29 protein-coding genes are annotated in these 26,250 nt (G+C 59.5%); 15 read left to right on the top strand and 14 right to left on the bottom strand.

Annotated elements, in window-relative coordinates; genetic code table 11:
* The first annotated feature begins 83 nt into the window (after positions 1-83).
* The 15 genes from QPM17_RS10000 to QPM17_RS09930 all read left to right on the top strand — a co-directional run bounded on the left by QPM17_RS10000 (position 84) and on the right by QPM17_RS09930 (position 15,104).
* Positions 84-1,424 carry an acetyl-CoA C-acetyltransferase gene (locus QPM17_RS10000; protein WP_285390537.1) on the top strand — a complete coding sequence of 447 codons (1,341 nt, stop codon included), beginning with the start codon at positions 84-86 and terminating at the stop codon, positions 1,422-1,424.
* Positions 1,425-1,475: 51 nt separating this feature from the next.
* Complete coding sequence (locus QPM17_RS09995) at positions 1,476-3,584, top strand: 3-hydroxyacyl-CoA dehydrogenase NAD-binding domain-containing protein (protein ID WP_285390536.1); 2,109 nt, start codon at positions 1,476-1,478, stop codon at positions 3,582-3,584.
* 36 nt (positions 3,585-3,620) lie between these two features.
* Positions 3,621-5,564: an ATP-dependent zinc metalloprotease FtsH gene (gene ftsH, locus QPM17_RS09990; RefSeq protein ID WP_285390535.1), complete on the top strand. Its 1,944-nt coding sequence runs from the start codon at positions 3,621-3,623 to the stop codon at positions 5,562-5,564.
* A 9-nt stretch (positions 5,565-5,573) separates the two neighbouring features.
* Complete coding sequence (locus QPM17_RS09985) at positions 5,574-6,428, top strand: YihY/virulence factor BrkB family protein (RefSeq protein WP_285390534.1); 855 nt, start codon at positions 5,574-5,576, stop codon at positions 6,426-6,428.
* Positions 6,429-6,491: 63 nt separating this feature from the next.
* Complete coding sequence (locus QPM17_RS09980) at positions 6,492-7,613, top strand: CapA family protein (protein WP_285390533.1); 1,122 nt, start codon at positions 6,492-6,494, stop codon at positions 7,611-7,613.
* Positions 7,614-7,630: 17 nt separating this feature from the next.
* Positions 7,631-8,191, top strand: coding sequence for a flavin reductase family protein (locus tag QPM17_RS09975; RefSeq protein WP_285390532.1), 561 nt, complete (start codon positions 7,631-7,633; stop codon positions 8,189-8,191).
* 55 nt (positions 8,192-8,246) lie between these two features.
* A complete protein-coding gene (locus tag QPM17_RS09970) occupies positions 8,247-8,747 on the top strand; it encodes a Na+/H+ antiporter subunit E (RefSeq protein WP_285390530.1) in 501 nt (166 codons plus the stop codon).
* Positions 8,744-9,055 (top strand): MrpF/PhaF family protein, encoded by a 312-nt coding sequence (locus QPM17_RS09965; protein WP_285390529.1) that lies wholly within the window; start codon positions 8,744-8,746, stop codon positions 9,053-9,055. Before QPM17_RS09970 ends, QPM17_RS09965 begins: the two co-directional genes overlap by 4 nt.
* On the top strand, positions 9,052-9,372 hold the full coding sequence (locus tag QPM17_RS09960) for a cation:proton antiporter (protein WP_285390528.1): 321 nt from the start codon (positions 9,052-9,054) through the stop codon (positions 9,370-9,372). The genes QPM17_RS09965 and QPM17_RS09960 overlap by 4 nt, the downstream gene beginning before the upstream one ends.
* A complete protein-coding gene (locus tag QPM17_RS09955) occupies positions 9,365-9,640 on the top strand; it encodes a Na(+)/H(+) antiporter subunit B (RefSeq protein WP_285390527.1) in 276 nt (91 codons plus the stop codon). The genes QPM17_RS09960 and QPM17_RS09955 overlap by 8 nt, the downstream gene beginning before the upstream one ends.
* Complete coding sequence (locus QPM17_RS09950) at positions 9,637-10,338, top strand: MnhB domain-containing protein (protein ID WP_285390526.1); 702 nt, start codon at positions 9,637-9,639, stop codon at positions 10,336-10,338. The genes QPM17_RS09955 and QPM17_RS09950 overlap by 4 nt, the downstream gene beginning before the upstream one ends.
* The gene (locus QPM17_RS09945; RefSeq protein WP_285390525.1) at positions 10,335-10,655 is read left to right on the top strand and encodes a cation:proton antiporter subunit C; all 321 of its coding nucleotides are present in this window, start codon (positions 10,335-10,337) and stop codon (positions 10,653-10,655) included. The genes QPM17_RS09950 and QPM17_RS09945 overlap by 4 nt, the downstream gene beginning before the upstream one ends.
* Positions 10,652-12,121 (top strand): complex I subunit 5 family protein, encoded by a 1,470-nt coding sequence (locus QPM17_RS09940; protein WP_285390524.1) that lies wholly within the window; start codon positions 10,652-10,654, stop codon positions 12,119-12,121. Before QPM17_RS09945 ends, QPM17_RS09940 begins: the two co-directional genes overlap by 4 nt.
* Positions 12,118-13,614 carry a proton-conducting transporter transmembrane domain-containing protein gene (locus tag QPM17_RS09935; RefSeq protein WP_285390523.1) on the top strand — a complete coding sequence of 499 codons (1,497 nt, stop codon included), beginning with the start codon at positions 12,118-12,120 and terminating at the stop codon, positions 13,612-13,614. The genes QPM17_RS09940 and QPM17_RS09935 overlap by 4 nt, the downstream gene beginning before the upstream one ends.
* Positions 13,611-15,104: a complex I subunit 5 family protein gene (locus QPM17_RS09930; RefSeq protein ID WP_285390521.1), complete on the top strand. Its 1,494-nt coding sequence runs from the start codon at positions 13,611-13,613 to the stop codon at positions 15,102-15,104. The genes QPM17_RS09935 and QPM17_RS09930 overlap by 4 nt, the downstream gene beginning before the upstream one ends.
* Before the next feature lie 61 nt (positions 15,105-15,165).
* Here the strand turns inward: QPM17_RS09930 and QPM17_RS09925 are convergent, their stop codons facing one another.
* The 14 genes from QPM17_RS09925 to QPM17_RS09860 all read right to left on the bottom strand — a co-directional run bounded on the left by QPM17_RS09925 (position 15,166) and on the right by QPM17_RS09860 (position 26,097).
* Positions 15,166-15,309, bottom strand: a complete 144-nt coding sequence (locus tag QPM17_RS09925; protein ID WP_285390520.1) for a DUF2256 domain-containing protein — start codon at positions 15,307-15,309, stop codon at positions 15,166-15,168.
* A 128-nt stretch (positions 15,310-15,437) separates the two neighbouring features.
* Positions 15,438-16,322 carry an iron-sulfur cluster carrier protein ApbC gene (gene apbC, locus QPM17_RS09920; RefSeq protein WP_422732750.1) on the bottom strand — a complete coding sequence of 295 codons (885 nt, stop codon included), beginning with the start codon at positions 16,320-16,322 and terminating at the stop codon, positions 15,438-15,440.
* A gap of 14 nt (positions 16,323-16,336) precedes the next feature.
* Positions 16,337-17,113: a ferredoxin--NADP reductase gene (locus QPM17_RS09915; protein WP_285390519.1), complete on the bottom strand. Its 777-nt coding sequence runs from the start codon at positions 17,111-17,113 to the stop codon at positions 16,337-16,339.
* 36 nt (positions 17,114-17,149) lie between these two features.
* Positions 17,150-18,157 carry a YeiH family protein gene (locus QPM17_RS09910; protein ID WP_285390518.1) on the bottom strand — a complete coding sequence of 336 codons (1,008 nt, stop codon included), beginning with the start codon at positions 18,155-18,157 and terminating at the stop codon, positions 17,150-17,152.
* Positions 18,154-18,465, bottom strand: a complete 312-nt coding sequence (locus tag QPM17_RS09905; RefSeq protein ID WP_285390517.1) for a DUF971 domain-containing protein — start codon at positions 18,463-18,465, stop codon at positions 18,154-18,156. The genes QPM17_RS09910 and QPM17_RS09905 overlap by 4 nt, the downstream gene beginning before the upstream one ends.
* The gene (locus QPM17_RS09900; RefSeq protein ID WP_285390516.1) at positions 18,458-18,634 is read right to left on the bottom strand and encodes a hypothetical protein; all 177 of its coding nucleotides are present in this window, start codon (positions 18,632-18,634) and stop codon (positions 18,458-18,460) included. Before QPM17_RS09900 ends, QPM17_RS09905 begins: the two co-directional genes overlap by 8 nt.
* A 3-nt stretch (positions 18,635-18,637) precedes the next feature.
* Positions 18,638-18,961: a ferredoxin FdxA gene (fdxA, locus tag QPM17_RS09895; RefSeq protein WP_285390515.1), complete on the bottom strand. Its 324-nt coding sequence runs from the start codon at positions 18,959-18,961 to the stop codon at positions 18,638-18,640.
* Between the two features lie 73 nt (positions 18,962-19,034).
* Positions 19,035-19,994, bottom strand: a complete 960-nt coding sequence (locus tag QPM17_RS09890) for a HEAT repeat domain-containing protein (RefSeq protein WP_285390514.1) — start codon at positions 19,992-19,994, stop codon at positions 19,035-19,037.
* Between the two features lie 8 nt (positions 19,995-20,002).
* Positions 20,003-20,236, bottom strand: a complete 234-nt coding sequence (locus QPM17_RS09885) for a 4Fe-4S dicluster domain-containing protein (RefSeq protein ID WP_023012262.1) — start codon at positions 20,234-20,236, stop codon at positions 20,003-20,005.
* Positions 20,237-20,304: 68 nt separating this feature from the next.
* Positions 20,305-22,038 carry a fumarate reductase/succinate dehydrogenase flavoprotein subunit gene (locus QPM17_RS09880; RefSeq protein WP_285390513.1) on the bottom strand — a complete coding sequence of 578 codons (1,734 nt, stop codon included), beginning with the start codon at positions 22,036-22,038 and terminating at the stop codon, positions 20,305-20,307.
* A 9-nt stretch (positions 22,039-22,047) separates the two neighbouring features.
* Positions 22,048-22,791 carry a GntR family transcriptional regulator gene (locus QPM17_RS09875; RefSeq protein ID WP_285390512.1) on the bottom strand — a complete coding sequence of 248 codons (744 nt, stop codon included), beginning with the start codon at positions 22,789-22,791 and terminating at the stop codon, positions 22,048-22,050.
* 70 nt (positions 22,792-22,861) lie between these two features.
* Entirely contained in the window at positions 22,862-23,740 is an 879-nt protein-coding gene (locus QPM17_RS09870) for an ABC transporter ATP-binding protein (protein WP_285390511.1), read from the bottom strand.
* Positions 23,737-24,480 (bottom strand): ABC transporter permease, encoded by a 744-nt coding sequence (locus tag QPM17_RS09865; protein WP_285390757.1) that lies wholly within the window; start codon positions 24,478-24,480, stop codon positions 23,737-23,739. The genes QPM17_RS09870 and QPM17_RS09865 overlap by 4 nt, the downstream gene beginning before the upstream one ends.
* A 255-nt stretch (positions 24,481-24,735) precedes the next feature.
* Complete coding sequence (locus QPM17_RS09860) at positions 24,736-26,097, bottom strand: ABC transporter substrate-binding protein (protein WP_285390509.1); 1,362 nt, start codon at positions 26,095-26,097, stop codon at positions 24,736-24,738.
* Positions 26,098-26,250: the final 153 nt, after the last annotated feature.

Below are 26,250 nucleotides of genomic sequence, written 5' to 3'. Positions count from 1 at the left end.
TTGAAACACTGAAGAACGAGTCCAAGTCGGTAAGTAAGTACTGGGTTTACCAAACTTTAGAATGAGCCAACGGAGGGACCCCAATGACGCAACGTACCTCGAAAACGTCCACTGGCAATACAGGCCCGGGCGGGAGCTCATCGTCGCGCCGGGTGTACCTGGTCGATGGCGCACGCACCCCGTTTCTCAAAGCCAGGGGGCGTCCCGGCCCGTTTTCACCGGTCGATCTCGCGGTCCAGTGTGGGCGACCTCTGTTGCTGCGCCAGCCAATACCCGTGGATGCCTATGATCAGGTCATTCTTGGCTGCGTGAATGTTGTGCCATCAGAGATGAATCCGGCACGAATTGCCGCCCTGCGCCTGGGGATGGGAGAAGCCATGCCCGCATTTACGGTACAGATCAACTGCGGTTCCGGTATGCAGTCCATCGATACCGCGTACAAATACATCCGCGATGGTGACAGTGACCTGATCCTTGCTGGCGGAACCGATGCCCTCAGCCACGCCCCGATGGTTCTGCAAACGGAGGCGGTGGAATGGCTGGCGGGGCTCAATGCTGCTTCTTCCCCCCAGGATTATGCCCGCCAGCTCGGCCAGTTCAGCCCGAAGGACTTCAAGCCGGAAATCAGTCTGGCCAAAGGGCTCACAGATCCCATTGTAGGTTTGAGTATGGGGCAGACTGCCGAGGTGCTGGCCCAGCAATTCAACATCACCCGGCAGGAAGCCGATGAGTATGCTGTATCAAGCCATCAACGCCTTGCCCGAGCCCAGGAAGAAGGCTGGCTGGACGACGAAGTAGAGCCTGCCATCTCGCCGGAAGGGGAGTTGTTCCGGCAGGATGATGGTGTGCGCGCCGATACATCCGCCGAGGCCCTGGCCAAGCTCAAGGCCGCCTTTGAACCGCCTTTCGGGCAGGTGACTCCCGGTAACAGTTCGCAGGTGACTGACGGGGCCTCCTGGCTGGTGTTGGCCTCCGAGGACGCAGTGAAGAAGTACGGCCTCAAACCCAAGGCGGTCCTGGTCGACAGTCAATGGTCCGCTCTGGACCCGAAAATCATGGGGCTTGGACCGGTTCTCAGTTCCACCGCCCTGCTGAAGCGGCACAAGGCCGGCCTTAATGATATCGACCTGTGGGAAATCAACGAAGCGTTCGCGGCTCAGGTACTGGCCTGTACCAGGGCCTGGGATGACCCCGAGTTCTGCAAGGTGGCCCTGGGGCTGGACAAGCCCATGGGCAAACTGGATCCCGAGCGGCTGAATGTTGATGGCGGTGCTGTAGCCATGGGCCACCCGGTCGGTACCAGTGGCAACCGGATCGTTCTGCACCTGATGAATGCCCTGCATCGCAAGGGCCTCAAGCGGGGCATAGCCACCGAATGCATTGGTGGTGGTCAGTCCGGGGCGATGCTGATCGAGGCAGTGTAGCGCCCATCGCAGCAGCAACCACGCTTCAGCCACAAGATTCAGGAGGCAGCAATGACAGGTCATATTCTGAAAGCACTGAGTACCCGTGAAATGGCCCGGGGCCCGTTCGAGAATACAGATAGCGAGGTACCGGCGGGAAACTGGCAGCACTGGCACCTTGATCGCGACGGTAATGACGTTGCGTGGCTTATTTTTGACAAGAAGGATGCCGGCGCAAACGTCATCTCGGCCGAGGTTCTGGAAGAGCTTGAGGGGATTATCAGCGAACTCGAGAGCAAGCCGCCAAAGGGGCTGGTGTTACGCTCCACCAAATCCACAGGCTTCTGTTTGGGGGCGGATATTTCTGAATTCTCCGATCTCAAGTCCGAGTCGGAAGTCGTGGAGAAACTGACCCGCGCCCACGAGGTGGTTGACCGGCTGGAGGCGTTATCATTTCCCACCATCGCCGTTATCCATGGCTCCTGCCTGGGTGGTGGTCTGGAACTGGCCCTGGCGTGTGATTACCGGTTTGCCATTCGGGGGGCAAAGCTGGGATTCCCCGAAGTTCAACTGGGCCTGCATCCGGGCCTGGGCGGAACCGCCCGTTTTACCCGGCTGGCAGACCCCATTGAAGCGATGACCATGATGCTGACCGGCAAGACAGCCCCCGATTTCAAGGCCAGAAAACTGGGGCTGGTAGACCAGGTACTGGAGGAGCGTCATGTTGAAGCAGCGGTCGCGGCAGCCATTGCCGGCGATATTGAACAGAGCAGCAATGGCGTGCGTGGTCGGGTGCTTACCACAAAGCCGGCACGGCAGTTGGAAGCCCGCCAGATGCGTGCACAGGCGGCGAAAAAAGCACCCCCTCAGCATTATCCCGCCCCCGAAGCATTGATCGGGTTATGGGAGCAGTACGGGGGTGATTCCGGTCCATCCATGCGCAAGGAGGAAATTGCCTCATTTGCCAGACTGATGATGACTGACACCTCCCGTAATCTGGTCAAGGTATTCTTCCTGCGTGAGAAAATGAAAGGCCTGACCCGCACCAAGGCGGAACCGGTCAGCCACGTTCACGTGGTGGGTGCCGGCGAAATGGGGGCAGATATAGCCGGCTGGTGTGCTTTCCAGGGGCTTAGGGTCACCCTCTTTGACATGGAAGCGGACAAGCTGGCGGAGGCGGTCAGAAAGCTGGCCGACCTGTGCGAGAAGAAGCACCGCTCCGAGTCCCAGCGCCGGGATATCCTGGATCGCCTGATACCGGATTTTGCCAACCGGGGCGTTGAACACGCCGACCTGGTGATCGAGGCGGTGCCCGAAAAGGTGGATCTCAAGCAGAAAGTCTATGAAGAGGTAGAACCCAGGCTGAAGCAGGGCGCTATCCTGGCCACCAACACGTCCAGCATTCCCCTGGAAACCCTGGGTGAGAAACTCAAGGACCCGAAACGCCTGCTTGGGCTGCACTTCTTTAATCCGGTTGCCCTGATGCCACTGGTTGAAGTGGTTAACCATGACAAGGCCGCTAAAAAAGTGCTGGATCGGGGCCATGCCTTCGTTGGCCAGATTGACAGGCTGCCGGCACCGGTTGAAACCGCACCCGGCTTCCTGGTGAACCGGGCGCTGACGCCATACCTGGTGGAAGCTATGGTCATGCTGGATGAAGGCGTTGCCGCGGAAAGCATCGACCGGGTGGCGGAAGAGTTCGGCATGCCCATGGGGCCGATAGAGCTGGCCGACCAGGTCGGCCTGGATATCTGCCTGAGTGTGGCTGAGATGCTGCGTGACCGGCTGGATACTGACTTGCCGCCGGCACCGGACTGGCTCAGGCAGAAGGTTGAAGACGGCAAGTTGGGCAAGAAATCCGGTGAAGGCCTGTACCATTGGAAAAAAGGCAAGGCCGACAAGCAGGACAAGACAGCCGCAGCCCCGGACGACACCCTCGACCGTCTGCTGCTGCCCATGCTCAATGCCTGCATGGCCTGCCTGCGTGAGGGCGTGATCGAGGATGAAGCCCTGGTGGACGGTGCGATGATTTTCGGCACCGGTTTCGCCCCGTTCCGTGGCGGCCCCATGAATTACGCCCGTGAACGGGGCTTTGACGATATCGGGAGGTCCCTGGAAACCCTGGCCAGTACCCATGGGAACCGGTTCAGGCCCGACCAGGGTTGGACCGACAAAAACTGATTATTACCAAGAGCATCCACAACTGAGGAACCTTTAATGTCTAATGACGCAGGGCGATTTGATCGGCAAAACGATCAGAAGCGAGACGATCAGCGTCAGCGTAAGCCCCTTGATCCGATGAATGAAACCGGGCAACAGAACCAACCACCCCAATGGGTCCGGGTGCTGAATGTTCTGCTACTGGCCTTTGTGATTTTCTATCTCATTGAGCTGGTCTCGCAATCGGGCTCCCCGGAGATCACCTACAATGAATTCAAGGAAAGGGTAACCGCCGGGCAAGTGGCGGAAGTGACGATCGAGGGGCACCAGGTAACAGGCACTATGTCAGCCGCGGGAGATTCAGACGATCCCACGGGCCGGCAGATGTTTCGCACCCATATTCCCGAGGTTGGTGATACCCGGATAGTGGAACTGCTGGAGCAGAATGGCGTCACCATTACTGCCAAGGAATCCGGCCCGGACGTATTGTCCCGTCTGATGGTCAGCTTTCTGCCCTGGCTGATCATCCTCGGCCTGATTATTTTCTTCTGGCAACGCATGCAGCGCCAGATGGGCGGCCAACAGAGCGGCGGGCTGTTCAACATGGGCAAGTCCAAAGCCAAGCGCTTTTCCAGGGACGAGCCCGGCAAGACCTTCAATGATATTGCCGGGGCGGACAATGCCAAGAAGGACCTGACGGAGATTGTCGATTACCTGAAAAATCCAGCCTTTTATCAGCGTCTGGGCGCCAAGCTGCCCCGGGGGCTGCTGATGGTAGGGCCGCCCGGTACCGGTAAAACCCTGATGGCAAGGGCGGTGGCTGGTGAAGCAGCTGTTCCTTTTTTCTCCATTTCCGGCTCCGAGTTCATTGAAATGTTCGTGGGGGTGGGCGCGTCCCGGGTGCGCAATATGTTCGAGGAAGCCCGGAAGGAGTCGCCTTCCATCATCTTCATTGATGAACTCGATGCCATCGGCCGGTCGCGGGGAGCAGGTGTTGGCGGCGGTCATGACGAGCGTGAGCAGACCCTCAACCAGATACTCTCAGAGATGGATGGGTTTTCTCCCCATGAAACCGTTGTGGTTATCGCCGCCACTAACCGGCCCGATGTCCTCGACCCCGCCTTGCTGCGCCCGGGGCGCTTTGACCGCAAGGTAACGCTGGACCGTCCGCACCGGCAGGCACGGGAAAAGATACTGGAAATCCATACCAAAGCCATGCCCCTGGGGGATGATGTGGACCTGGCGGCTGTGTCACGCAGAACGGTGGGATTTGCCGGTGCCGACCTGGAAAACCTCGCCAATGAGGCGGCCCTGTTCGCGGGTCGCGACGACAGCAAGGTCGTCTGTATGCGGCACTTCGACATGGCGCGGGACAAGGTGCTGATGGGTGGCAAGCGAGAGCAGAACCTCAGTGATGAGGAGAAACGGGTGATTGCCTTCCATGAGTCCGGTCACGCGCTGACAGCGCTGCTTTTCCCCAAGGCAGATCCGCTTGAGAAGGTCACTATCATTCCCCGTGGCCGTGCCTTGGGTATGACCGAGCAGGCACCGGATGAAGATCGCCTGAACATGAGTGCCAGCTACGCCCGCGACCGGATCGCGGTCATGCTGGGTGGACGGGCATCTGAGCAGTTGATCTTCAACGAGGTGAGCAGTGGCGCTGAAAACGACATAGAGCAGGCCACCAAACTGGCGCGCCGGATGATTGCCCGCTGGGGAATGAGTGAGGTTATTGGCCCCATGTCGGTCAGCTCAAGCCAGGAGGAAGTGTTCCTTGGCCATGAAATTTCCCGGGAGCGCGACTTCAGCGAAGCGACCGCCGAGAAAGTTGATGACGAAGTCAGGAAGCTCATCACCGGCATTGAAAAAGAGGTGAACAAACGGCTTGAAGAGAACCGTGACCAACTGGAACGGTTGGCCAATACGCTTTTTGAGGAAGAAACCCTCGAGGCCAGCGACATTGATTCACTGCTTGATATCGAGGTCAGGCGCGACAGCTAAACCAGGCCCATGACTGATATGACCGAAAGAGACGGTTCCCCGGCTGTATTGATACGGCGGCTCTGGCTGTTCTCGAGTCGTGTTCTGCGCGACTTTTTCCGCAATCATGGGGTCTTGCTGGCAGGGGGAGTTGGTTACAACGTCCTCTTGTCAGCGGTACCCCTGCTGGCTCTGCTCGGAGTTCTGCTCACCCGCGTGGTGGAAGAAGAGCAACTGCTGAAGGTCATGGCGATCCAGGCCCAGCATTTTGCGCCTGCTCACGCTGACCTCTGGCTGGATGCCGTACGTGCCTTCATGGAGTCGCGGGATATCATTGGAATTGCAGGTATCCCGGTCCTGCTTTTCTTCAGCTCATTTGCTTTCCGGATGTTGGAAGATTCGATTGCCATCATCTTTCACCGCCCGGACATTCCCCGTCGCAGCTTCTGGCTTTCAGCCGTGCTGCCCTATGCCTTCATGCTGGTGTTGGGAGCCGGCCTGCTTACCCTGACCCTGCTGTTTGCGTTCATCAATACGCTTTACGAGGAACCGGGGGTGATTCTCTACCTGCTCAGTTTTGTCAGTGTCTTCATCATGTTCAGCGCCATCTACAAGGTGCTGCCCATCCTGCGTATATCCCCGCGCCGGGCAGTGGTTGGAGGGCTGGTAGCGGCTATCCTGTGGGAGGCAACCCGACTGGTCATGATGTACTACTTTCTCAATATCTCATTCGTCAACGTGATCTACGGGTCACTGGCAACCATTATCGTGCTGTTGATCAGCCTGGAGGTGGGCTCCATTATCCTCTTGTTGGGAGCTCAGGTTATTGCAGAGCTGGAGCGCTGTGAGCGGGCCGGAGTGCCATGGTATGTCAGCCCGGACTGACGATGGCGTTGCGGCCTGCTTCAGGCCTGGTGTCAGCGTGCAAGGCAAGAAGGAGACTCTGTCATGACCGACAGACAGCAAACGGCAACCCTGTTTCTGTGTGGTGATGTAATGACCGGCCGAGGCATCGATCAGATACTTGCCAGTTCCTGTTCCCCAGAGCTCTATGAACCCTGGGTCAAGAATGCCCTTGAGTATGTGGCTCTGGCTGAAAGGCACAGCGGGCCGGTCAGGCAACCGGTCAGCAATCGTTATATCTGGGGGGATGCCCTGGATGAGCTGGACCGACGCCAGCCAGATCTTCGCTTTATCAACCTCGAAACCAGTATCACCACCAGCCCGACCCCTTGGCCAGGCAAGGGAATTCACTACCGGATGCATCCGGATAACATTGCCTGCCTGGAAGCTGCCAGGCCCGATGGTTGCAGCCTTGCCAACAACCATGTACTGGACTGGGACCTTGACGGACTCGACAGCACCCTGGAAACGCTGACCGGGGCAGATATTACACCGGTAGGTGCCGGGAGAAACGAAAAGGAGGCTACCCAGCCTGGCGTATTTCCCCTGGCAGGTGGTCGGCGCATTCTGGTGTTCGCGTGCTGTCTTGAGAGTAGCGGCGTGCCCGCAAACTGGGCCGCCACAGCAACCCACGGTGGAGTCTATCGTTTACCGGACCTGTCCGACCGGTCGCTGGAAAACCTTACAGGCCGGATTCGCGCGGTACGCAATCCGGGTGACCTTGTCATGCTGTCTATCCACTGGGGAGGCAACTGGGGCTATCGGATCGAGCCCGAACAGCGGGCGTTCGCCCATGCGCTGATCCAAAAGGCCGGCGTTGACCTGATCCATGGCCATTCTTCCCATCACCCGCGAGGGATTGAAGTCTACCAGGGCAAGCTGATCCTCTACGGCTGCGGTGACTTTATCAATGATTATGAAGGCATAAGCGGGCATGAGGACTTCCGGGGCGATCTTACCCTGATGTATTTCCCCACGGTGTCCCGCGAAACCGGCAAACTTCATTCTCTGAACATGGTGGCGATGCAGCTGCGTCGGTTGCAGCTGCATAATGCCACGGAGGAAGATCGCCAGTGGATGGCAGCTACCCTCAGCCGGATTGGCAAAGACCTGGGTACTCATTGCATGATCAATGCCACGGGTGACCTGGTGCTGGGTTGGAAGTAACTCACAGGAGTCAGAAGATGACATCTTCATCCCTGAAAAAACCTGTTCCCCTCGATAAGGTGCGACGGTACCTGGAGCCGGGGCCTATCGTACTGGTTTCCTCGGCCTGGGAGGGGCAACGCAATATCATGACCATGGGGTGGCACACGATCCTGGCTTTTTCACCTTCGCTGCTGGGTTGCGTTATTGCCGCAGGCAACCACAGTTTTGACATGGTTCGCCGTAGTGGCGAATGTGTGATAAACCTTCCCACGACGGAGTTGACAGACCAGGTGATCGGGATTGGTAACAGCAGTGGCGCCAAGATCGACAAGTTCGAGCAGTTTGGTCTCTCTGCCGGGGCTGCAATGAAAGTGTCGGCTCCACTAGTCCATGAATGTTATGCGAATTTCGAATGCCGGTTGGTGGATGACAGCCTGGTAGACCGGTATAACTTCTTTGTATGGGAAGTGGTTAACGCGGAGGCTGCGACCTCACCGGAATACCCCAAAACCCTTCATTACACCGGCGACGGTGTGTTTATGGTGGCAGGTAAGGTCATCAGCCGGCGTGAGCAGTTCCTACCGCAGATGTTGTGAGCTATTGGGAGGAAGCCGGGAGACCGGCTTGCTGCAAACTCCACAGGGAGTGTTTATGGCTTTACTCAGAGCCTTTTGCCTACGTGCGGGCGTCTTCTTCCTCGTGTGGTGGGTGCTGACTGAAGGCGATCCATCCGGGTTGTGGTCCGGTGCAGTGATTGTGCTGATAGTGGCATTATTTTCATGCACGCTGTATCCGCCGTCCAGCCATGCCCTCCGCCCGGCCGCGGCGTTGGCTTTCGCCGGGTATTTTACCCTGCGCTCTGTAACTGCGGGCCTGGACGTTGCCCGCCGTCTGCTGTCGCCCTCCATCCCGCTTAATCCGGGATATCTTTTGGTAAAAACCAGCCTGCCTGAGGGCGGTCCCCGCTGGCTTCTTGCCAACACCCTGTCACTGATGCCCGGCACGCTCAGTGTGCGTTTACAGGGTGCCAGCCTGGAACTTCATTGCCTTGATCTGGACCTGCCCATTGATGAAGACGTTCGCGCGGCCGAGCGGAGAGTCGCGGGGGTGTTTGGTTTAAGTGAAACCAGTGCCGAGGAAAGCCCCTCATGACCCTGATGCTGAATATGGTCGCGGTATTCCTTCTGGGGAATCTGCTGGTGGCGCTGGTGCGCATCTGGCGGGGGCCGCAACCTGCCGACCGAATGCTGGCTTCCCAGTTGTTCGGGACCACGGGTGTGGCCCTGATGCTGGTATTGGCCCAGGCCCAGAGCATGGCTTCGCTGAGGGATGTGGCCCTCATTCTGGCCCTGTTGTCAGTTATTGCCGTTGTGGCGTTTGTTACCCGGGTGGTGGGGATAGACAGTAGTGAAGAGAAAGCCCGGTCAGAGCGGCCCAGACCAGAAAGTGAGCGCCCATGATTGAATCGTTTGTCCTGATTACCCAGGTGTTGCTCATGCTGGCGGGTTGCTTTTTCTTCGGCGTGGGCACCCTCGGGCTGTTCCGGTTTTCGGATACCCTCTGCCGCATCCACGCACTCACCAAGATTGACAATCTCGGGCTCGGTTTTATTGTCCTCGCCCTGTTGCCCCTGGCCCCGTCAATGGCGGCAGGCCTCAAGGTGGTGTTGATCTGGGTGGTGGCACTGGCGGCGAGTGCCACCTCGGCGCATCTGGTGGCGAGGGCTGTCAGGTCCGGGGTCAGGGCCAGGATGGAGAAGGGCAACCGTAATGGTTGAGTGGTTACTGGATGGATTGCTGGTACTGGCGCTGTTGGTCACCGCCGTGGCGGCCCTGTGGTCCACAAATCTGTTTCGGGCGGTGGTGGTTTTCATGGCCTTCGGGGTGCTGATGGCAGTTGCGTGGGTGCGGTTGCATGCGCCTGATATTGCCCTGGCCGAGGCGGCGATCGGTGCCGGGCTTACCGGTGTGCTCTTGCTGGACGCCGTCAGCCATCTTGGCAGTCATTCCCTTGAGGTTCAAAAGCAAAGAGGCGACAGGCAATGATGCGGGCTCTACAAACACTTGTTATGGCCCTGGCGTGTCTGGCATTCACAGGAGTTCTGGCGACCAGCATCTGGACCATCTCCGGCAACCCCACCCCGGTGAACCTGACGCAACTGCTGACTGAAAACATGGGCCGCAGTGGCGTGGAGCACCCTGTCACGGCAGTGCTGCTGAATTTCCGCAGTTACGACACCCTGCTTGAGATCGGTGTGCTGGTGATTGCTGGCATTGCGGGTATCTCCATGGCAAAAACCGCATCGCTCGAGGACCCGGCGATGCGCACCTCGGACTCGCTGCTCTATGCCTTGCAACGCTGGTTCGTGCCGTTGATGTTGGTGCTGGCGGGGTATTTGTTGTGGGCAGGAGCAGACCGCCCTGGTGGCGCATTTCAGGCCGGCGCGGTGCTTGCCGCCACCGGGGTGCTGATGCGACTTGGTGGCAGCCCCATGGAGTTTCTCCGCCCAGGCCTGATGTTGCGACTGGGCCTGGCCCTGGGCTTTACGGTGTTTCTGCTGGTGGCGGTGGCCAGTGCCATCGGGGGTGATGCCTTCCTGGCGTATCCGCCCGGCATGACCAAAGCACTGATTGTCGTTATCGAAACGGTTCTGACCCTGTCCATTGCCATGGTATTACTGGCTTTGTTTGTGTCCGCTCCGGTCAATGATGCCGAGGACCCTGAAGAGGGGGCGCCATCATGACGACGCCGCTGCTGTATGCGCTGGCGGGGGCCCTGTTGTGCGGTATCGGCCTGTTCGGGCTGCTGTGGTTGAGGCACCTGCTTCGCAAGCTGCTGGCCTTCAATATCATGGGGTCCGGTGTGTTTCTGGTGATGGTGGGATTGCCCCAGCACCAGAGCGGCCCTGATCCGGTGCCCCAAGCGCTGGTGCTCACCGGCATTGTGGTGGCGATTGCCGCCACTGCACTGGCCGTGGTGCTGATACGGCGTTATTACCACCTTTCCGGTATGTCGAGCCTTGAGGACGAGCCTTCGCCCCGGGGGGATGATCCGGAATGACGCTGTGGTTGATGGCCGGCCTGCTGTTTACTCCGTTAGCCTGGGCGGTACTGACGCTGTTGATGAACTTTACCTGGGGCCGCCTGGTTACCTGGGTCGGCATTGTGGTTCAGGTTCTGGTATCGCTGGGGCTATGGCTGGCTGTCTCCCGCGACGGTGGGTTCTACTACGGCCTTGGGGGTTGGGAAGCGCCGTTGGGGATCGAGCTGCGAGTGGATGGGCTTGCGGTCACCTTCGTGTTGCTTACCGCGGTGGTAGCCAGCGCTTGCGGGTGGCATGCGGGGGTCTATATCGATGCGGATAAACCCTGGCACCGGTATTTCTGGCCCCTGTTCTGGTTTCTCTGGTCCGGGCTGAACGCCGTCTGGCTGGGTGGTGACCTGTTCAACCTCTATGTCGGGCTGGAACTGATCAGTCTCTCTGCGGTGGGCCTGGTGGCCCTGGGCGGCAAAGCCGGGGCGTTGCGGGCATCAATCAGATATCTGCTGGCGGCCCTGCTGGGTTCGCTGGCCTATCTGCTCGGGGTGGCATTGATATACGGGCAGTTCGGCACCCTGTCCATTGCGGGTGTGGTGTTCTGGCTGGAGGAACATCCTGTTCCGGCAGGTTCCAGCCTGGCGCTTGCACTGATGGTTACCGGTCTCGCCCTGAAAACGGCCCTGTTTCCGCTTCACCGCTGGCTGCCCCCGGCCCATGGCATTGCCAAATCGCCAGTCAGTGCGTTGTTGTCGGCGCTGGTGGTGAAGGCTTCTTTTTACATCGCCGCCAGATTGTGGCTGGAACTGGGCGAGCCGCTGGGTAACCTGGCCGCGGCGCAACTGGTGGGGCTGCTGGGTAGCGCGGCTATCGTGTGGGGCAGTTGGCTGGCATGCCGCCAACTGGAACTGAAACAGGTGGTGGCCTATTCCTCGGTGGCCCAGATCGGTTATCTGTTTCTGCTGTTCCCACTGACGTATTCGGTCTCTGAATCTGTCACGTTACAGGCCCAGCAAGGCATCACTCTTCAGGTTATCAGCCATGCCCTGGCCAAGGCAGCAATGTTTCTGGCGGCTGGCAACCTGATCCTGTCCACGGGGAGCAGTCGCGTGGATGCCCTGAAAGGTGTCAGCCGCTTCCTGCCGTTCTCCCTGTTTTCCTTTGGTCTGGCCGGGGTGTCCTTGATGAGCCTGCCACCGAGCGGCGGGTTTGCTGCCAAATGGCTGCTGTTGCAGGCCAGCCTCGGCAGTGGCCAGTGGTGGTGGGTGCTGGTGTTGCTGGTGGGCGGTCTGCTTTCTGCGGCCTATGTGTTCCGGATTTACCGAGCTTCTTTTCTCGAAAGCTCGGAGACGGATCATTTCTACCACCCACCGAGGAGCCTGGAGATCATCCCGATGATTCTGGCGTTGCTTTCTCTTGGGCTCGGGCTGGTGTCGGCGGAGGTGCTGTCAGTGATGGCGTTGCCGTTCGAAGAGGAGGGCTCGCCATGACGTTGAACACCTGGATACCGGTGCTTGCCCTGATGACCTCGCTGATTGCCTCGCTGGTGATCTTTGCCCTGCCCGAAAAGGGATACCGCTTGCGGACAGCGGTGAACCTGGGTGCCGCTCTGCTGAAACTCGGGCTGGTGGTTGTGATGGTCTGGGGCGTTTTCCGTGGTGTGGGCTATGGAGTGAGCTTCACCATGGTGCCGGGTGTGACGTTCGTACTGAAAGCCGATGCCTTCTCCATGATGTTTGCCGGGTTATCGGCAGTACTCTGGTTACTGACTACCATCTACGCGGTCGGTTATCTCGAGGACTCGCCCAATCGCAGCCGTTTCTTCGGTTTTTTCAGCCTGTGCGTGGCCAGCACCATGGGTATTGCCCTGGCAGGTAACCTGTTCACCTTCTTCCTGTTCTACGAAATGCTGACCCTGTCCACCTATCCGCTGGTGGTGCACCGGGGCACCGAGAAGGCCCTGAAAGCGGGGCGGACCTACGTCATCTATACGCTCACCGGAGGTGCCGTATTGCTGCTGGCGATTGCCTGGCTTCACGGCGTGGTGGGAGATCTTCCATTCCGTGAAGGTGGTCATTTCACCGGCTCCGATCCGGATATCCACCGTTCGCTGACCCTGATATTTATCCTGCTTGTGGCCGGGTTGGGGGTAAAGGCGGCGATTTTCCCCCTTCATGGCTGGCTGCCCCAGGCGATGGTAGCGCCGGCGCCGGTCAGTGCGCTCCTGCATGCGGTGGCGGTGGTGAAGGCCGGGGCCTTCGGCATTGTGCGAGTGGTTCACGATGTCTATGGCGTTGACGCGTCTTCCGCGCTAGGTCTGCTGGAACCGCTGGCCTGGCTGGCGGCATTCACCATTATTTACGCTTCAGTCCGGGCGCTATGGCAGGTTGACCTGAAAAGGCGGCTGGCGTTTTCTACCGTGAGCCAGGTGTCCTACATCATCCTCGGGGTCTCGATTTTCGGGCCGGTTGCCGCTGTCGGCGGCCTGGTTCACCTGCTGCACCAGGGCATCATGAAGATCACACTGTTCTTCTGTGCCGGCAACTACGCCGAAACACTGGGTATTCACCGCATCGACGAAATGGACGGTGCGGGGCGGCGTATGCCCGGTACTTCGGTGGCCTTTACCATCGGTGCCTTTGGCATGATTGGCGCGCCGCCATTGGCCGGCTTTATCACCAAGTGGACCATGGGCAGCGGGGCGCTGGCGGTGAATATGGACTGGGTGGTAGTCGTGCTGGTAGCGAGCAGCCTGCTTAACGCGGCTTACTTCCTGCCTGTCCTGTACCGATTGTGGTTCCGTAAGCCGGCAGCCCACTGGCCCCACGAACGACAGTGGGGGCGCCTGGAAACCAGCGCCTGGCTGTTCTGGCCGCCGCTACTGACAGCTGTAATGACAGTCATGGTCGGGGTGCTGGCATCGCTGCCGTTCAGCCCGCTGTCCTGGGCCGAACTGATTGTGTTGCGGGAGTATTCACCATGATGCTTCCTGAGCCGCTTCTGGTGATTATGGCGGTGTGTTTGCCGTTGCTGTATCCAGCGATGGCTCTGCGTGCGGCGTGGGAGAGGGCGATGCGGTACGCCCTGCCTGTGCTGCCACTGCCTGCCCTGGTTCTGGCACTTGGCAGCGAGCCTGGCTGGCAACTGGAAATGCCGTGGTTGCTCAACGGCGGACTATGGGCAGTGGACGGGGTGCGCAGGCTGTTCCTGCTGCTGACCGCGGTGCTCTGGATGGTGGCGGGTATCTACGCGGTGGGCTGCCTCAGGCCCGACCACCTGCGGCGATTCTGTGTGTTCTGGGGGCTGACCCTGGCAGGCAACCTGGGCCTGACGGTGGCCGTGGATATTGGCAGCTTCTACAGCTTCTTCGCGTTAATGACGTTTGCCGGCTATGGACTGGTGGTGCACGAGGGAACGAACGAGGCGATCCGCGCCGGGCGAGTCTATCTGGTGATGGCGGTGCTGGGGGAAATGGCCATTCTGACGGGGTTACTGCTGGCATCTGCTGCCGCCGGCAGTCAGATGCTTGCGGACCTGCCCGAAGCCATCGCCGCATCCCCCCGCAGGGATCTGATCATGGCGTTGTTGATAGCTGGTTTCGGTGTTAAAGCCGGTTTGCCATTGCTGCATTTCTGGCTGCCACTGGCCCATCCGGTGGCTCCAACACCTGCCAGTGCGGTGCTTAGCGGTGCCATGATCAAGGCCGGTCTGCTGGGGTGGCTGGTTACACTGCCATTTGGAGAGGTTGCCATGCCGGGGTGGGGGGCTCTGATGATAGTGGCAGGGGCAGTGGGCGCAATCGGTGCCGCTGTGCTGGGAGTCTGCCAGCAGCGGCCCAAGGCGGTACTGGCCTATTCCAGTATCAGCCAGATGGGGCTGATGGTGCTGATGGTGGGTGTCGCACTGGCTGACTCCGGGCGGGCTCCGGTGTTGTTTTCAGTGATTGCCCTGTATGCCCTTCATCATGGACTTGCCAAGGGCAGCCTGTTCCTCTCTGCAGGAGTGTCATTGCCAGCAGGCGCAATGCGCCGTGCGGTTGTCTGGCTATTGATTGCGTTGCCCGGTCTTTCCCTGGCCGGGCTGCCGTTCACCAGCGGTGCGCTTGCCAAACTGGCGATGAAAGAAGGCCTGTTGGAAAACCGGCTGGAGTTTGCGCTGGCCGGTTACCTGTCTCCCCTGATGACGGCTGGCGCCGTGGCCACTCTGTTACTGATCCTGCGGTACTTGTGGACGCTGTCAGCAAAGCTCGGCACAGGCCACAACCCGCCAATGCTGGTGGCCGGATGGCTGGCAGCTGTTGGGGTGAGTCTTGTGGCCTTCTGGTGGATGCCCTGGGAGGCCGGTGGGCTGGTGGAATCACCGGTCTGGTTGCCAGCGCCGTATCAGCTATGGGCACTGGTATGGCCGATGCTGATTGCACTTGGTCTGGCCCTGTTGACGTTGTGGGCAAGCCGGCTAGTCAAACAGCGATAACTGCCCACTGTCGCTCGCTGATCCCGGGTTCTGAGATCCCGCTTGAACCAGACAACGGTGGTCATCGACCGCTTCTCCCGGAGCGCCGGCAGCGCTCGCTGCAATAGCGCACGTGATGCCAGTTCCTTGCCCACTTCTTGCGCCAGGAGAAGGGGCGTTCACAGACAGGGCAGATCTTTTCGGGAAGGTTTGGTTTCCTGTGCATGGCAATAGCCAGTAATAGGTACGTCGGACTTTAATTACGCCGAAACCTGTTCGCTGGACCTGATTATTGGCCGTATCACTCAGATGGAAACCGGGGAAAAGCCCCGATAATGCTTGGGGCTCCAGTATCTACTCCATGATGATCTTTGGCATATTCTGCCTGGCGGCATCGCTCTGCGCCGAACCGGCGAGCGTTTCAATCTCCCTGGTAATCCGTGCTCCAATCTCCCGGTAGGCGCCGGCCAGGGTGCCATCGGGTTCGCTGATCATGATCGGCTGGCCCGAATCAGAGCCGGTACGGATGCGGATATCCAGAGGTAACTCTCCAAGCAGTTCAGTGCCAGCTTCCCCGGCCATTTTCCTTGCACCCCCTTCGCCGAAGATGTGTTCCTCATGGCCGCATTCGGTGCAGATGTGGGTGCTCATGTTTTCGATAATGCCCAGTACCGGCACGTTTACCTTCTCGAACATGCGCAGCCCCTTGCGGGCATCCAGCAGGGCGATGTCCTGGGGTGTGGTGACGATGACCGCGCCGGAAACCGGCATGCGCTGGGCCATGGTCAGGTGGATGTCGCCGGTGCCCGGCGGCATGTCCACAATCAGGTAATCGAGATTGTCCCAGCGGGTCTCGTACACCAGCCGGGTGAGGGCCTGGGTGATCATCGGGCCACGCCAGATGATGGGGGATTCGTCGTCCACCAGAAAGCCGATGGACATGGTCTGAATGCCATGGCCGATCATGGGTTCCAGGATTTTTCCATCGGGGCTGTCGGGCATGCCCTTCAGCCCAAGCATGCGGGGCTGGCTGGGGCCGTAGAGGTCGGCATCAAGTATGCCCACACGGGCGCCACTGCTTGCCAGTGCCAGGGCAAGGTTGGTGGTGGTTGTGGACTTGCCAACGCCGCCTTTGCCGGAAGCCACTGCTATCAGGTGTTTTACGCCGGGAACCGTTTTCTGTTCCGGCCCCTGGCGCTTCTGTTGATGGGCTGGCAGATAGGAAACTGGGCTGGACATGGCAATACCTCCGGTTATTGTTCCACGAATGCACGTTCAATGACGTAATCGCCGCGCTCGCCCTGGTGGGGAGAGGCTTCGAAACCGAGACCGTCGAGCATGGCGGAGAGGTCTTTCAGCATGGCCGGGCTGCCACAGAGCATGGCCCGGTCGGTTTCCGGGTTCAGTTGTCGCAGGCCGGTATCCTTCGCCAGTTGGCCGGATTCAATCAGGGTGGTGATCCGTCCCTGGTTGCGAAACGGCTCCCGGGTAACCGTGGGGTAGTAGATCAGCTTGTCGCCAATGATCTCCGCCAGGAACTCGTGGCCTGGCAGTTCACTGGTCAGGTAGTCGTGGTAGGCCAGTTCGCTGACTTCCCGTACACAGTGCACCAGCACGACCTTTTCAAAACGCTCATAGGTCTCTGGGTCGCGGATGATGCTCATGAAAGGCGCCAGCCCGGTACCGGTGCCGAACAGGTACAGATTCTTGCCCGGGTTCAGGTCCCCCATTACCAGAGTGCCCACGGGCTTGCGGCTGACGAACAGCGAGTCGCCTTCCTGGAGATGCTGCAGGCGCGAGGTCAGCGGACCGTCCTGAACCTTGATGCTGAGAAACTCGAGGTATTCCTCGTGATTGGCACTGACAATGCTGTAGGCACGAAGCAGGGGTTTGCCATCCACCGGCAGGCCGATCATTACGAAGTGGCCGTTCTCAAAGCGCAGGCTCTGGTCGCGGGTGGTTCTGAAACTGAACAGGGTGTCGTTCCAGTGATGGACGCTGATAACGCTTTCGGTTCCAAGTGCAGCCATGGGGTAGTCCTCCGTGTTGGCCGGTTGTATATCGGTTCAGAGTGAGTAAACGGCCATGGATCCCATGGCCGTGATAACAAGCAGGGCGCTGAGCAGGGCCAGCAAGGCAAAGGGCCGCCATCCCTGGGCAATCAGGGATGACAGGCTGGTGCGCATGCCCAGGGCGGCCATGACCACCAGCAGGCAAGCCTGCGAAGTGGTGGCCAGGGCCTGGCGCAGGTTTTCTGGCAGCCAGCCAAGGCTGTTCATGCCAAACAGGGTGACGAAGCCCAAAAGGAACCAGGGATGTTCCGCCTTGCCAGCGCTGTTGCGGTTGAGCAGTGCCCCCAGCAACAGCACCAGTGGTGCCAGCAGGGCTACCCTCAAAAGTTTGGTGAGCGTTGCAATGTCGCCGGCGGTATCGGAGACCAGATAACCGGCCCCGGCCGCCTGGGCAACATCGTGGATACTGGCTCCCAGCAGTAGTCCGGATTGTGGCTCGCTGTAGCCCAGCATGGCGAACAGCGGAGGCAGTACCAGCATGCTCAGGGTGCCAAGGGCAGTAACGCCCACCACAACGCCCAGTAGCCGCCGGTCTTCCAGTTTGCCCTGGGGGATAGCGGCAGCCACCGCTACTGCGGCAGACACACCGCAGATCGCCACGGCCACGCCGGCTACCAGGCTCTGCATACGGGGCAGACCAAACCACTGCCCAAGCAGAAGCGCGGAGCCGATGATGATGGGCGTGCAGGTCAGGACCACCAGCAACGGCAGGCTGCCGACGGTCATCAGCTGTTCCACACCGATTCGGGCGCCAAGCAGGGCGATGCCGACACGCAATACCTGACGGCTGCAGAATTCCACGCCGGGTTGTAGTCGGGTGTCTGCCGCCTGACTGGCAAAGCCGAATCCCAGCAGCAGTACCAGTACCAATGCCGGGGCACCATAGTGGTTTGCCAGGAAGCTGCCGGCCAGGGCGAGCACCCCGCACAAGGCGGCGCCGGGATATCGCAGCCGTGCCGGTGCCCACCAGTGGGTGTCCAGAGTGCGGAGAGTCTGGTTCATGATACCTGCTCGCTCAGTTCCCGCAGGAAGGCCCAGGGGTAAAGCCCCCGGTAATGACCGTCGCTGAAGAAAAACTGCAGCCCACTGACACCGGACAGCTCCACACGGTCCACGCGGATGTCGGCATCAATCAGGCTGAGCCGGCCGGTGCGTCTGGCCTGGGTGCAATGGGAGCAGGCGCAGGACTTGCGCAGTATCAGGCAGCTAAGCCTGGTGGTCAGGCCATCGGGCCAGCTCAGTTCCAGCTCATTGAGTTTGCGTTTCAGGCGAACTTCCTTGGGTGGTTCTACCAGGGTTTGTCTAGACACAACGGCCTCCTTCCATCAGGGACTGGATTACCAGTTCCGGTGTTTCTGGTAGCGGAATGTGGCGATCAGGCAATTCCATCGGGCGGGTACTGCCCAGAGCTGCGGCAGAAACCACCACCAAGGCCAGCGACAGCGTCCGCAAGCAACTCGTTATGACAAGTTGGGGCATTTTTTAGCGCTCCAGGTATTGCATCTTGTCCGGCTGATCGACCCACTGCTCCGCCTCCGGCATGGGCGCGGAGGTCGAGTCGATAACAGGCCACATCTGGGACAGCTCGGCATTCAGTTGAATGAAGTGGTGCTGATCCTCCGGCAGATCCTTTTCATCGAAAATGGCATCGGCGGGGCATTCGGCAACGCACAGGCTGCAGTCGATGCAGGTCTCCGGATTGATCACCAGAAAATTGGGGCCTTCGTGGAAGCAGTCCGTGGGGCAGACATCGACGCAGTCGGTGTATTTGCAGCGGATGCAGTTTTCTGTGACAACAAAGGTCATGGCAGTCTCCTTGCAACTTGCATTGGCTCGGCGGGTAATGGCCAGCCCGTTATGCGACGGGCCGGCCCATTGGTCAGGCCGCAGCGTCCAGTTTCGAGATGGCCCAGCGAGCCAGCTTGCGCACGTCTGGATCCGGGTCGTCCAGGGCGGTCACCACATAGGGCCTGCCGTCGTTGTGGGCGATGGCGCCGAGTGCGCCGATGGCGGCCTTGCGCAGGTTGCTCATGGCGTCCTTCGAGCACTTGCCCAGCACCGGTATGGCTTCGATAATCCCCAGCTTGCCCAGGGCATCCACCGCTTTTTCACGCACCTGCCAAAGCTCATCGGTGGTGGATTCCATCAGGGCGGGTGCGGCCGCCTGATGATCCAGTTTGCCGATGCTGTTGGCGGCTTCGCAGCGCACCTGCCAGTTTGGGTCTTTCAACAGGCTGATCAGTGCCTGCCCCACCTGGTGCGGAGTTGCATAAACCAGGGCTCCAGTGGCAGCCCGGCGCACTTCCGGGTCAGCGTCGTGTTGGGCGGTTTCCACCAATGCAGGCAGGTTCTCAGGCTGTTTCAGCCAGCCAATCACTGCCACCGCCTCGCGGCGAACCCGGGGATCGCTGTCACCCAGGCGCTTGAGGGCCGGACGCTGGGCGCCGGCTAGGCGCAGTGGCTTCAGGGCCCGCAGGATTCCGGACACCACAAAACCATCGGTGCTGTTTTCCAGGGCTTCCAGCAGGGGCTCGCCAGCGGCCGGGTCTTTCAGGTCTGCCAGGGCGTGGGCGGCGCTGTTGCGTACCACCTCATCGCCGTCGCTGAGCGCGGCTATCAGCGCGTCTGCCATGTCAGCGGCTTCAAACTCATCCACGACCTTGGCGGCTTCCTGGCGTACGTTGGTGTCCGGGTCGTTCAGGGCATGGATGACCAGTTCCACGGCTTCCGGTTCGCCGGAGTCCACCAGGTCCATGACCGCCACCCGGCGGATGCCGGGATCGTCGGAGGTGAGTTTTACGGCAATGGCCTGCAGTTCGGGATCGTCGTAGGTTTTCATGGCTTACCTCAGCGCAGCAGGTAGGGAATGTTGACGGTAACGGCGTCAGTGGGGCAGTCCGCCTCACAGGGCATGCAGTACCAGCATTCGTCGTACTTCATGTGGGCCTTGCCGGTTTCCTCGTTGATCCACAGCACATCCAGTGGGCACACGTCTATGCACACGGTGCAGCCCTTGTCGGCGATGCATTTGTCCTCGTCTACAATGACGGGAACGCTTGAGTGGTGATTGGCGATAGGCATGTTGGTGTTCCTCTCTCGTCACAGAATTCGTTAGTACAGGAGCCCACCCGGGCCCCTGTCTGTCGGTGTCAGGCGTTGGCTGCTTTCTGCACACGCATCTTCCGGTAGGCGTCTTTCTCTTCACCCAGAGAGACCAGGTAATCCGCAATGGGGCGCTTGCCGCTGGCCATCTGGCCGTTTTCATCCTTGAACAGGCGGCTGTGGTAGAACCACTCGCTGTCGTCCTGTTCCGGGAAGTCCACGCGGTAGTGGTAAAGCCCCCAGCGGGATTCGGTGCGGTAAAGGGAAGCGCGCGCCGCCATTTCGGCGCAGTCGATGATGGACTGCACTTCCATGGCCCTCAGCAGTTCGTGGGGGTCACGGGCGCAGAGCTGGGGCACGTCTTCACGTACGGCCAGAATCCGCTCCAGCCCGATTTCCATCTTCCTGGTCACCTTGGGTGGCTGCAGGTAGTCGTTCACCAGGCGGCGCACCTTGTATTCCATCTGCTCCGGCGGGATGCCGTCGGTGACTTTCATCGGCGCCTGGATGCGCTCCAGCTCGGTCTTGATGAAGTCCTCGTCCAGCTTGGGCTCACTGCGTGATTTCACGAATTCGACCGCGCTTTCGCCGCAGATCTGGCCGTACACGAAGGCGCCCAACATGTAGTTGTGAGCCACGCTAGCCATATCGCCGGCGCAGTAGAGGCCGGGTACCGTGGTGGCGCCGGTTTCATCGGTCCATACGCCGGAGGCGGAGTGCCCCGAGCAGAAGCCCACTTCAGAGATGTGCATTTCCACCATGCGCTCGCGGTAGTTCACCTTCCGGCCTTCGTGGAAACGGCCGCGGGAGGGGCGCTCGTTGGTGTGCAGTACCGTCTCGATTTCCTCGATGGTTTCCTCTGCCAGATGGTCCAGTTTGAGGAACACCGGGCCGGTGCCGGATTCCAGCTCCTTGAAAAATTCCAGCATCATCTGTCCCGACCAGTAGTCGCACTCGATAAACCGTTCGCCAAAGGCATTGGAGGTGAAGCCACCCAGCGGCCCGGTGACGTAGGCGCACGCCGGACCGTTGTAATCCTTCAACAGTGGGTTCACCTGGAAGCATTCCAGGTTCGCAAGGTCTGCCCCCGCGTGGTAGGCCATAGCATGGCCGTCGCCGTTGTTGGCGGGGTTCTCGTAGGTGCCGAACAGATAGCCCGATGTGGGCAGGCCCAGTCGCCCTGCGGCACCGGTGGCCATGATCACCGCTTTGGCACGGATGATGATGGGTTCCGCGGTGCGGGTGTTAACGCCGATCATGCCGGCAATCCGGCCGTCCGGATCCTTAAGCAGTCGGGTGGCGGTGAAGCGGTTTTCAATCTGCACCCGGTTGCGGCGCAGCCGGCGGTACAGAATCTTCTTGACGTTGTGGCCCTCCGGCATGGGCAGCACGTAGGTGCCCAGGTGGTGGACCTTCTTCATGTCGTAGTCGCCGGTCTCGTCTTTCTGGAAGTGAACACCCCAGGAATCCAGCTTCTCGATCATCGGGAATGAACGGGTGGCGTAGGCCATCAACGCGGGCTGGTGCACGATGCCGTCATTGGCAATGGTGATTTCCTTCACGTACTGTTCCGGCGTGGCATGGCCGGGCACAACGGCGTTGTTCAGGCCGTCCATGCCCATGGAAATGGCGCCGGAACGCTTGACGTTGGCTTTCTCCAGCAGCATGACATTGAGGCTGGGGTCCTGCTCCTTGGCGGTGACCGCGGCCATCGGGCCGGCAGTGCCTCCGCCAATCACCAGAACATCGGTTTCGATCACAGGAATGTCATTGATTTTCATGGTGCGCTCCTATTTCCGGTCAATCCGGAACTGGTATTTGAATGAATCACCGCGGTAGCAGAGATACTCGAAATCGATGGGACGGCCGTCCCGGTTATGGGTCAGGCGTTCAACCCGGAGAATGGCTTCACCGGCTTTGAGGTTCAGGTATCGTTGGGCTTCGTCATCCGCAAGGATGGAGTCGAGGCTGATGTCGGCACCGCCGAGTGGGATGCCAAACAGGTTTTCCAGCATGGGGAAGATGTCACCGGACAGGTCGAGGCCGAACATCCGACGTCCTATGTCCATGGGGAAGTAACTGTTCTCGATGCACACCGGCGAGCGGTTCAGATATCTCACCCGTTTGACTTCGATCACCTCGTCACCGGACTGCAGGTCCAGTGAAGCAGCAACGGCTTTGGGCGCCTTCAGTTGCTGGATGCTGAGCACCCGGGCCGAGGCTTCATAGCCCTGGGCGGCCATGGCTTCTCCAAAGCCCTCCAGGCGCTGGACGTTCTGTACCGCCTTGGGCTTGCTTACGAAGGTGCCCTTGCCCTGGGCGCTGAATACCAGGCCCTCGTTGTGAAGGTCCCGCAGTGCCTGGCGGATGGTGATCCGGCTGACACCGAAAACACTCATCATTTCGTTTTCTGACGGCAGACGCTCATGGACCTGGTAAGTGCCATCGAGAATCTGACGCCGCAGGCTGTCACGGATCTGGACATATAGAGGCAGAGGTGATTTCCCTGCCATCATTTGGGTGGCATTGGTCATCGTGCATCCCTCTGCTTGTTATGACAGGTCATGGCGAGTTCAGGTGACGTTGCGAGCAGACCGTTCATGGTTACCCCGCCTTGTTCTGCTGTTGAAATGCATTGAGGGTTTCCTTGCGAATCAGATCCAGACACTGGCGTTTCAGGGCCATGAATTCGGGGCTGGTAAGCAGGGACTGTTCCCGTGGGCGAGACAGGTTCACATCAATGTCGGCAATGATCCGGCCGGGGCTGGCACTCATCACTACAATCCGGTCCGACAGGAACACGGCTTCGTCGATGTCGTGGGTGACAAACACCACGGTGTTGCGGAACTCCCGCCAGATATCCAGCAGGTTCTCCTGCATCATGATGCGGGTCTGCGCATCGAGGGCCCCGAAGGGTTCGTCCATCAGCAACACACTGGGATAGTTCGCCAATGCCCGGGCTATGCCCACCCGTTGCTGCATCCCTCCGGACAGGGTGTTGGGGTAGGTGTTCTCAAATGCGGCCAGGCCCACCAGGGAGAGAAATGTACGGGCAACACCGTTCGCCTCGTTCTGGCCTACACCGGCCATCAAAGGACCGAAGGCCACGTTTTCCTTGACGGTTTTCCAGGGAAACAGGGAGTGTTGCTGGAATACCATGCCGCGATCGGGGGCGGGTTCGGTCACTGCTTCGCCGTCTACTGTGACGTCGCCGCGCGTGGGTGGTACGAAACCGGCAATGCTGTTCATCAGCGTGGATTTGCCGCACCCGGAGGGGCCCAGCAGGCAGACAAACTCGCCCGGGCGAACCGTGAGGCTGGCATTCTGAACCGCTACGTGGGGGCCGCTGGCAGTATCGAAAACGATATCCACATCCCTGACCGATATCCGGCCACGTTCCGCGCCCGGCTTACCGGAATTCGCCCGTAACCGGCTGTGATCCAGCACAGCAAGACGATTGTCATTTACAATGACGTCACTCATGAGCGGCCTCCTTTGGCTTGCCACTTCAGCAGAGGGTTGCAGCCCTTGCGAACCAGCAGGGTGCACAATGTGCCGAGACCACCGATGGTGAGCATGCCGATAATGATTTGCGGGTATTGAATGAGGGTGTAGGAGTTCCAGGTGTAGTACCCGATGCCGTACTGGCCGCTGATAATTTCCCCCGCCAGAAGCGAGAACCATGCCACGCCCATGCCTATGGCCAGCCCAGCCACGATCGAGGGCATGGCGCCGGGCAGCACAACGTGCCAGAGAATGGCAGTGCGGCTGGCACCCAGGCTTCGGGCGGCGCGAACCAGCACGCTGTTGGTCTGTTCAACACCGTGGACAGTGTTGAGAATCACTGGAAACAGTGCGCCCAGGAAGGTAATGAAAATAATGCTGGACTGCTCGGTGGGTAGCATCAGAATCGCCAGAGGAATCCATGCGACCGCTGGAATGGGGCGCAGCAGTTCGATATAGGGCAGGATGATGTCTTCCGCCCAGCGGGAACGTCCCATGGCGACACCCAGCACCACTCCTACAACCACGGCGATCACGTAGGCGATGGCGACGCGCTCCAGGCTATGGAGAATGTGCAGGTAAAATTCCTTGCCGGTCAGTTCCGTTACCAGAGCCGCGCCGACTACAGACGGTGCCGGGATGTTGTCGAAGTTGATGTAGAAATGGAAACCGTTGGTGGATGCCAGTTCCCAGAGCACAACCGCGACAACCAGGGCCATGATACGTACCAGGTAGCGGGTCCCGGTGGTTTTAAACCACACACCGGCGGGCGGGCGGGAGTCATTATCTGCTTTTTTCTCCCCGGCTGGCACGCCGGCCCCCGTCTCTTCCCGAGCGGCCTGTGCCATGGCCGGATCAGTTTCAGCCTCGACCAGGGGTTCGGTTGTCCGCATGGCTACATTGCTTTTGCTATCCATCTTTCTCACTCCTCAGGTCGTTGCGGTGCAGACATCTGGCATCTGCACCGCAAGGACTCAGTAAGCCATCGCCACAGTGCTTTCCGGGGTGACCGGGGTACCGCCGTGATTGGCAATGTGTTTCTCGGAGTCTGCCTTCTTGAGGAAGGCCACCACTTCGCCGTCGTCACCGCGCACCAGGTAGGCCGCTTTACCGAACAGCTTCAGGCCGGTGAGGTTGTCGTAGACGTAGGTAGCATTGATGGCGCTTCCCGGCTCTTCCATGGCAGCGAGCATGTCGGCAACGCTGTCGTAGGTGACAATGCCTTTGTCTTCGAACCAGATTTCAGCAGGTTTCAGGGCAGGATTGTTGGGTTCGGTAGTGACCACTGTGTTCACCAGTGCGTCGTAGTCCATATCCATGGCCTGATAGGCAGTGCGTAGATATGTATCATCTACCCAGCGTTCGAAATCCAGGTCAGGCACGCCCACTTCCCGTTTCAGCAGATCAAGGTCATACTTCATGGCATCGACCCATACGTCCTTGATGCTGGCCTCGGCGGTGGTGATCCCACCTTCACTGAAGTAGAGGTAAAGCACCTCTTTCTCTACACCGGTCCACTCGGAGACTTTAATCGCGGCCTCCATGGGGTTTTCCTGGATCCATTTCTGGGCTTCCAGCGTGGCTTTCAGAACGCCTTCAACGATTTCCGGATACTGCTTGGCGTAGCTCTCCCGCACCACGATGCCGTGAAACGTGGGAATGCCGGCTTCGCTACCGTCGTAGATTTTGCGAGCCGTGCCCCGGAACTCCATGATTTCTGACCAGGGGCAGAAATCGGCGTGGGCATCGATGCGTCCGGCCTGGATGTTTGCCGCCCCCACCGATGGGCTCTGGTTAACAATCTGCACCTTGTCGCTCAGGCCGGCTTCGCTCAATGCCTTAAGGGTCATGCCCCAGGCGGCGCTGCCCACCGGTACAGACAGGGTTTTTCCTGCGAGGTCGGCGAGACTCTGGGCATCGGAGTCGATGGGTACGACGATGCCGTTACCGGTACCGCGAAGGTTGTAGCCGGTGACCCCGATAAAGCGGGTTTCCTGCTTGCCGGTTTCCTGGAACTTGGCGCCGTTCACAATCAGGGGATAGTCACCCATGACTCCGAATTCCAGCTTGCCAGCCAGCATCTGGTTGGTGATGGGTGGTCCGGAGTCGTAGTCCCGGTACACTATTTCGTAATCCACGCCTTCGTATTTGCCACTGGTAGGCAGGTGCTTTTCCAGCAAGTCCAGCTTTTCCAGCACAATGCCGCCAGATACGGTATTGGTTACCATGCTCTGGTGGCCGATGCCGACGCGGATGGTTTCTGCAGAGACAGCGGTGGCAAACAGGGCCATCGATCCACAGAGTGTTAAGGTTGCAAGGGTTCTTGGTTCTCTCATCGTATTCGCTTCCCATGTGATTGACTTGTACTAACAGGTCATGACCCTTGCCTTGAGTGCTGCACCTGCTGTGCCAGAAACCGGAACAGGCCTCCAAAATGACTGTTTTTATTAGGGTTTAAATTTTGATGAGTGGAAGAAAGGCGGAAAGTA

Source organism: Marinobacter azerbaijanicus (genome assembly GCF_030250645.1).
Taxonomy (GTDB): Bacteria; Pseudomonadota; Gammaproteobacteria; order Pseudomonadales; family Oleiphilaceae; genus Marinobacter; species Marinobacter azerbaijanicus.
This window is presented reverse-complemented; position numbering and strand designations above follow the sequence as displayed.